The 6,589-nt window shown below is 30.0% G+C and carries 11 protein-coding genes; 9 read left to right on the forward strand and 2 right to left on the reverse strand.

Features of this window, described 5'->3' with window-relative positions:
- Nucleotides 1-788, forward strand: a 788-nt coding sequence (locus RMN92_RS01715; RefSeq protein ID WP_309607736.1) for an ATP-binding protein, incomplete at its 5' end; no start/stop codon positions are given.
- Here RMN92_RS01715 and RMN92_RS01720 read toward each other — a convergent pair.
- Nucleotides 789-1,022: a hypothetical protein gene (locus tag RMN92_RS01720; protein WP_309607737.1), complete on the reverse strand. Its 234-nt coding sequence runs from the start codon at nt 1,020-1,022 to the stop codon at nt 789-791.
- Nucleotides 1,015-2,190, reverse strand: a complete 1,176-nt coding sequence (locus tag RMN92_RS01725; protein WP_309607746.1) for a THUMP domain-containing protein — start codon at nt 2,188-2,190, stop codon at nt 1,015-1,017. Before RMN92_RS01725 ends, RMN92_RS01720 begins: the two co-directional genes overlap by 8 nt.
- A gap of 126 nt (nt 2,191-2,316) precedes the next feature.
- Between RMN92_RS01725 and RMN92_RS01730 the strand changes: the two genes are divergently transcribed.
- The 8 genes from RMN92_RS01730 (at nt 2,317) to RMN92_RS01765 (ending at nt 6,524) form a co-directional block, all read left to right on the forward strand.
- Entirely contained in the window at nt 2,317-3,081 is a 765-nt protein-coding gene (locus RMN92_RS01730; protein ID WP_309607738.1) for a class I SAM-dependent methyltransferase, read from the forward strand.
- Complete coding sequence (locus tag RMN92_RS01735; protein ID WP_309607739.1) at nt 3,081-3,749, forward strand: ZIP family metal transporter; 669 nt, start codon at nt 3,081-3,083, stop codon at nt 3,747-3,749. Before RMN92_RS01730 ends, RMN92_RS01735 begins: the two co-directional genes overlap by 1 nt.
- A gap of 49 nt (nt 3,750-3,798) precedes the next feature.
- Nucleotides 3,799-4,038 (forward strand): DUF433 domain-containing protein, encoded by a 240-nt coding sequence (locus RMN92_RS01740; protein ID WP_309607740.1) that lies wholly within the window; start codon nt 3,799-3,801, stop codon nt 4,036-4,038.
- A 2-nt stretch (nt 4,039-4,040) separates the two neighbouring features.
- Nucleotides 4,041-4,385, forward strand: coding sequence for a DUF5615 family PIN-like protein (locus RMN92_RS01745; protein WP_309607741.1), 345 nt, complete (start codon nt 4,041-4,043; stop codon nt 4,383-4,385).
- A gap of 8 nt (nt 4,386-4,393) precedes the next feature.
- Entirely contained in the window at nt 4,394-5,209 is an 816-nt protein-coding gene (gene murQ, locus RMN92_RS01750; RefSeq protein WP_309607742.1) for an N-acetylmuramic acid 6-phosphate etherase, read from the forward strand.
- A gap of 14 nt (nt 5,210-5,223) precedes the next feature.
- A complete protein-coding gene (locus RMN92_RS01755) occupies nt 5,224-5,451 on the forward strand; it encodes a DUF6095 family protein (RefSeq protein ID WP_309607743.1) in 228 nt (75 codons plus the stop codon).
- Complete coding sequence (locus RMN92_RS01760; RefSeq protein WP_309607744.1) at nt 5,438-6,013, forward strand: DUF1572 family protein; 576 nt, start codon at nt 5,438-5,440, stop codon at nt 6,011-6,013. Before RMN92_RS01755 ends, RMN92_RS01760 begins: the two co-directional genes overlap by 14 nt.
- 136 nt (nt 6,014-6,149) lie before the next feature.
- Nucleotides 6,150-6,524 (forward strand): DNA topoisomerase IV, encoded by a 375-nt coding sequence (locus RMN92_RS01765; protein ID WP_309607745.1) that lies wholly within the window; start codon nt 6,150-6,152, stop codon nt 6,522-6,524.
- Nucleotides 6,525-6,589: the final 65 nt, after the last annotated feature.

Consider the following 6,589-nt stretch of genomic DNA (forward strand, 5'->3'; position numbering starts at 1 on the left):
ACAAAGAAAAACAACTAAGTAGCAAGCAGGAAAGAAATCAAAAATTGCTATTGGTTTTTGCATTTTTATTTATTCTTGCGGGTTTTATATTTTATTTTTATTATCAAAATTTACTATTAAAGCAAAAAAATAAAATTAAAGATATTGACAACAAATTGCAGTATAAAATTATCAATGCCACGCTGGACGGTCAAGATCTTGAGAGAAACAAAATTTCTGCAATTTTGCATGATCAAGTTAGTGCCATTTTATCTTCTGTAGGACTGCATTTATCGGCATTTGAAAGCGATTTGTCCAAGGAAAAAATTGAAGAACTTGTTAAAACACGAATTCTCCTTAAAGATGCTCATGATAAAGTAAGAGATTTGTCACACGAATTGGTTTCGCCACTTTTAGTGAAATTTGGACTTCAGTTTGCCTTGAAAGATTTGTGTGAAAACAATTCAAACTCAATAATTTTATTTGATTTTCAGTCGAATATCCAAAATGATTTTAGATTTGAAACTGATTACGAAACCAAATTATACTTTATAGTTTCAGAGTTTTTAAACAATGCAATAAAGCACAGCAAGGCTTCAGAATGTTTAGTAAGTTTGGAATTATTTAAAAAACTGCTAGTCATTAACATCATTGATAATGGTATTGGATTCGATATCGATAAAATTACAAGCACCGATGGTTTTGGTATTACTCAAATCAGAGCAAGAATTAAAAATATAAATGGCGATTTAAAAATAAAATCTGGTATTAATCAAGGAACTACAATTACCATAAAAGTAAATATATAATTATTTTATTTCCTTTACTTGTTTTGCAAACAACCATTTCACAAAAAGTTTTTCACCTTCATTGGTTCTAACGGCTTGAAATTTTGGTGTAACTATTGTAGCTATTACAAACGATGTTAAAGGAATCCAATAGCCACTTAATCCAGTATACATACCAATAATATATCGCAAAGGTATAAATAATATGGCAAAACAAATTATTTGATAAACGAATGCCTTGGTTTTTTTACTCATTTTCCTGCGAATTATGGGTTTGAAATTTGGTTCTTTTGCTACCTTCGTACATTTCATACTTGACCAATCGTGCTTCCAGACTTCCATTGAAAAGCTTGATTTTTCGAGAAGGTTTTAATCCTACGAACTTTAAAGCTTCTAAGTTGGCAGTAATAAACCAAGCACTTGTTGCTGGATAACTTTGTTTTAAAGTATCGCCAATTTCTCGGTAAAAACGCTCCATCTCGATATCCAATCTTTCACCATATGGCGGATTAAAAACCATATGCAATGGTCCAGAAGTTTCTTTTTGAGTGTTAAAAAAGTTTTTTTCTGAAATAGTTACATATTCATCCAAATTGGCATTTTTAATGTTAGCAATGGCTTTTTGAACTGCACTCGGTGCTTTATCGAAACCTATAATTTTATAATGAAACTCTTTGACTTTTTTGAGCAATGAGTTTAAAATATTATCAAATAATTCGCTGTCCCAATCATTCCATTTCTCGAATGCAAATTCTTTTCTATTAATATTTGCTGGAATATTGCATGCAATCATAGCAGCTTCGGCCAAAATAGTTCCTGAACCACACATGGGATCCAACAAATCGCCCTGACCTTCCCAACCAGAAAGCAAAAGCATTCCAGCGGCCAAAACTTCATTAATTGGTGCAATATTTGTTGCTGTTTTATAACCACGTTGGTGCAAAGAATTTCCTGAAGTATCCAAAGCAACAGAAACTTGGTCTTTATCTATATGAATATTAATTCTTAAATCTGGAAAATCTTTATCGACACTTGGTCTAATTCCAGATTTTGCTCTAAACTGATCTACAATAGCATCTTTACTTTTTTGAGATACAAATTGCGAATGTTTAAAATAATCTGAATGAACCGTGGTGTCAATTACAAAAGTCTGATTGGTGTTTAAATATTTTGACCAATCGATGCCTTGAATTCCTTTGTATAAATTTTCGTCGCTTTTTGCTCTGAAATAATAAATTGGTTTTAAAATTTTTAAAGCAGTTCTAAGCGATAAATTGGCTTTGTACATAAAACCTTTATCACCAGCAAAACCAACCATCCTGGTTCCCATTTCAACATCTTGTGCGCCAAGCAATGTTAGTTCTTTTGCTAGTATTTCTTCGAAGCCAAAAAAAGTTTTGGCAATCATTTTGAAGTTTTCCATTATAATATCAATGTCAATTACGATAATAAAATCCAAAATTAAACATTTCGAATTGTACCATAATAGTTATTTTTCTGCAAAAATACACTAAATTTGTACTCTAATTACTCCTTTCAAACAGAATTAATGTTAGCATCAGAAAATCTAAACTCTAAAGTCAACAATCATAAATCAGCAAACTGGTTTGCTTCTTGGTTTGACACGCCTTATTATCATATACTTTACAAAGATAGAAACTATCGTGAAGCACAAGTTTTTATGGACAATTTGACCCATTATTTAAATCTTCCAGAAGGTTCAAAAATATTAGATTTGGCTTGTGGCAAAGGGCGACACTCCATTTATTTAAATCAATTGGGATTTAATGTTCTGGGCGCAGATCTTTCAGAGAATAGCATTGCCGAAGCTTCAAAAAATAAAAATAAGTCCTTAGATTTTAAAGTACACGACATGCGTGAGCCTTTTGAGGAAAAATTTGATGCCATTTTTAATCTGTTTACTAGTTTTGGTTATTTTGAAAATGATGCCGATAATTTGACAACTTTAATTGCCATTAAAGATAGTCTTTCTGAATATGGTTTTGCAGTAATAGATTTTATGAATGTGGCAAATGTGATTGCAAATTTGGTTCCAGAAGAAGTGAAAACAGTCGATAATATTGACTTTCACATTAAACGCTACGTAAAAGACAACCACATATTTAAAGAAATTGATTTTGAAGATCAAGGAAATAAATATCATTTTACTGAAAAAGTAAAAGCATTAACGCTTCAAGATTTTGAAAGTATGATGGAGGAAGCAGGTATTTTTTTACTCGATATTTTTGGAGATTATAAACTCAAAAAATACCACAAAATTGAAAGCGAAAGATTAATTATGATTTTTAAATAATGAATTATTTATTACCATTATTTTCAGTATTATTGGGTTTTGGAGTCGCTTTATTTTTAAAACCAAAGAACAAAACCAATTTAAAATTATTGTTGGCTTTTAGCGGTTCATTTTTATTGTCTTTAACAGTAATCCAATTACTTCCAGAACTTTACGAGAGTAAAAATACACATATAGGTATTTTTATAATGGTTGGTATTTTGTTTCAAATCATTTTAGAATTTTTTTCAAAAGGTGCAGAACATGGTCATGTCCATGGTCATGATAAAATAGTAAAAATGCCTTGGACTCTTTTTATAAGCCTTTGTATTCATGCGCTTTTAGAGGGTTTCCCTGTAGGACAACATCATGATTTAGCCGTAGGAATTGCCATTCACCACTTCCCTATTGCAATTATTTTGACAACGTTCTTTTTGGGAGCAGAACTTAACAAAGTGGCACTTTTTATTTTCATGATAAGTTTTGCGATTATGACGCCTTTGGGCACATTTATTTCTGATAGTTTTCCAGTTTTAAATAATTATTATACAGAAATAACTGCTGTAGTAATTGGTATTTTGTTTCATATATCGTCAACAATTATTTTTGAAAGTAGTGAAGGGCATAAATTTAACATTGCCAAAATTTCAATGATAATTTTAGGAATTGGGTTGGCATATTTTTTATAATAGATTATTAAATAATTTAATTTTTAGCTAAATTTGTAAAAAGATAATAATGAAAAATTCAATTTTAGATAGAATTACAATAATTCCTGATGTTTGCAATGGCAAACCTACAGTAAGAGGGCTAAGAATTACTGTAGAAACTATTCTTCAATATCTTTCTTCGGGCGATTCTTCAGAAGAAATAATAAATGCCTATCCATTTCTAGAAAAATTAGATATTCAAGCTTGCATTGCTTTTGCATTAAAAAATTTATCGACTTCCAAAAATGATATTCAACTTGCCAGTTAATTATGAGTTCTGTATTTTTAGTAGATGTAAATTTGCCTAAGTATTTTAGTTTTTTTAATGATACTAATTTTATTTTTGTATCAGATTTAAATCTAAGAATGACTGATACTGAAATTTGGAATTTTGCTTTAGAAAATAACTATATTATTTTAACTAAAGATGTCGATTTTTATAACAGGTTTTTAGTTTGCGAAAAATCACCTAAAATAGTTTATTTTCAATTAGGTAATTTTTCTTTAAAACAGCTTTATCAATATTTTAATAAAAACTGGGATATTATTGAATCAGAAATCGAAAAAAGTAGATTACTAGTCGCAAAAGATAACCATATAGAATCAATACAATAATAAACCGAATGAACTTCACAAAAACGACCGAACAATCTTCAAAATACGAACATTTGGAAAAAATGTCTGTTCAAGAATTGTTATTTAATATTAATAATGAAGACAAAACTGTCGCTTTGGCTGTCGAAAAAGCGTTGCCAGAAATTGAGAAAGTAGTTTCCAAATTAGTTGAAAAAATGAAATTGGGTGGACGATTGTTTTATATTGGTGCAGGAACTTCTGGCAGATTGGGAATACTTGATGCATCTGAATGTCCGCCAACTTTTGGTGTTTCTGCCAATTTAGTTAATGGAATTATAGCTGGTGGCGACACTGCAATTCGTAAAGCCGTTGAAAATGCTGAAGATAATAAAACCCAAGCTTGGGCAGATTTGCAAAATGAAAACATAACGGAAAACGATTTTGTTATTGGTATTGCCGCTTCAGGAACTACGCCTTATGTGATTTCTGGATTAGAAAAATGCAATGAAAATAATATTCCAACAGCTTGTATTACTTGCAATGTTGGAAGTCCGCTTTCAACTGTGGCACAATTTCCAATTGAAGTGGTAGTTGGTCCAGAATTTGTAACTGGAAGTTCCAGAATGAAAGCAGGAACAGCACAAAAATTGGTTTTGAATATGATTTCAACAACAGCCATGATTCAATTAGGAAAAGTAAAAGGAAACAAAATGGTCGACATGCAACTGTCTAATGAAAAATTGGTAGATCGTGGTGTAAAAATGATTATGGGAGAAATAAATGTTTCCTATGGAAAAGCGGCTGAACTATTAGAGGAATTTGGAAGTGTGAGAAAAGCGGTAGATCATTATAACGAATTATAATATTTAATTTCTAAATGTCAACAAACAAACAAATACTTTCCAAAGGAATTAAATATATGGCGTGGTCGTTGCCGTTATATTTCATTGGACCATCAGTAATTTACAATGCTTTTAAAAATCAGCATACTTGGTTGCATTATATTGTATTATCAATTGGAATTATGATATGTTTTTTTGCTATATTTTTAACTTTTAAAGGATTAAAAACCATATTAAATAGTATGTTTGATGGAAATAAATAGCAATTATTTAGAAAGCATAAAAAAGCAATTTCTTTATTACAAAACAATTGCAGAAAAAACAATGGAACAGCTTGAAACTGAACAGTTATTTGAGATTGCCAATGAAAATTCTAATTCCATTGCTACAATTATAAAACACATGTCTGGAAATATGATTTCTCGTTGGACCAATTTTTTGACTACGGATGGTGAAAAAAAATGGCGGAATCGTGATTCGGAATTTATAGAAACCATTGAATCCAAAGAAAGTTTACTTACTATTTGGGAAAAAGGATGGAATTGTCTTTTTGCAGTTATTAATGATTTGAAATCCGAAGAACTAATGACCATTATCTATATTCGAAATGAAGGTCAAACCGTTGTAGAAGCCATTAATAGGCAATTGTCGCATTATCCTTATCATATTGGGCAAATTGTTTTTTATGCCAAAATGCTAAAAAAAACGGAATGGAATAGTTTGTCTATTCCTAAAAATAAATCAAGTAATTATAATGTTGATAAATTTTCTAAAGAAAAAAGTATTAAAAATTTTAATGATGCCGAATTAAATAAACTAAAATAGCCATGATGGAAGTGGAAATTTTGAAGGAAAAAATAATATTATTTTCTTGCTAAAGGAAGCTCCTTTTTGGCAATGTAAAATAAATTATTTTGACGAAAAATTGAAACGTACAGCAGGAATAAGCTCCAAATAAAAAATGAAAAAAATAATAGTAATATTGCCTCTACTCCTATTGCTGGTTTCTTGTTACAATCAAGAACGTAATTGTGCAGATTTTAAAACAGGAAAATTTGAATTTACTCAAGTTATAGATAGTGTGAAAAAAACTTCCACTTTTGAAAGAAAAGAAAATTTACAAATTGAAAATTTTGATGGAAAAACCGATACCGCATCTATTCGTTGGATTAATGATTGCGAATACATTCTCACCAAATTGAATCCTAAAAATCGTGAAGAAAAGAAAGCAATTTCTATGAAAATTTTGACTACCAGCCCAAAAACCTACACTTTTGAATATTCTTTTGTTGGAGAAGACAAAAAACAGAAAGGTATTGTAACAAAATTAGATTAATTTCGTACAACTACTTTAAACACTTAAATTAAACTTTAAAAATGGAATTATTATCGAACCCTGAT

It is taken from the genome of Flavobacterium sp. (genome assembly GCF_031363805.1).
Classification (GTDB): domain Bacteria; phylum Bacteroidota; class Bacteroidia; order Flavobacteriales; family Flavobacteriaceae; genus Flavobacterium.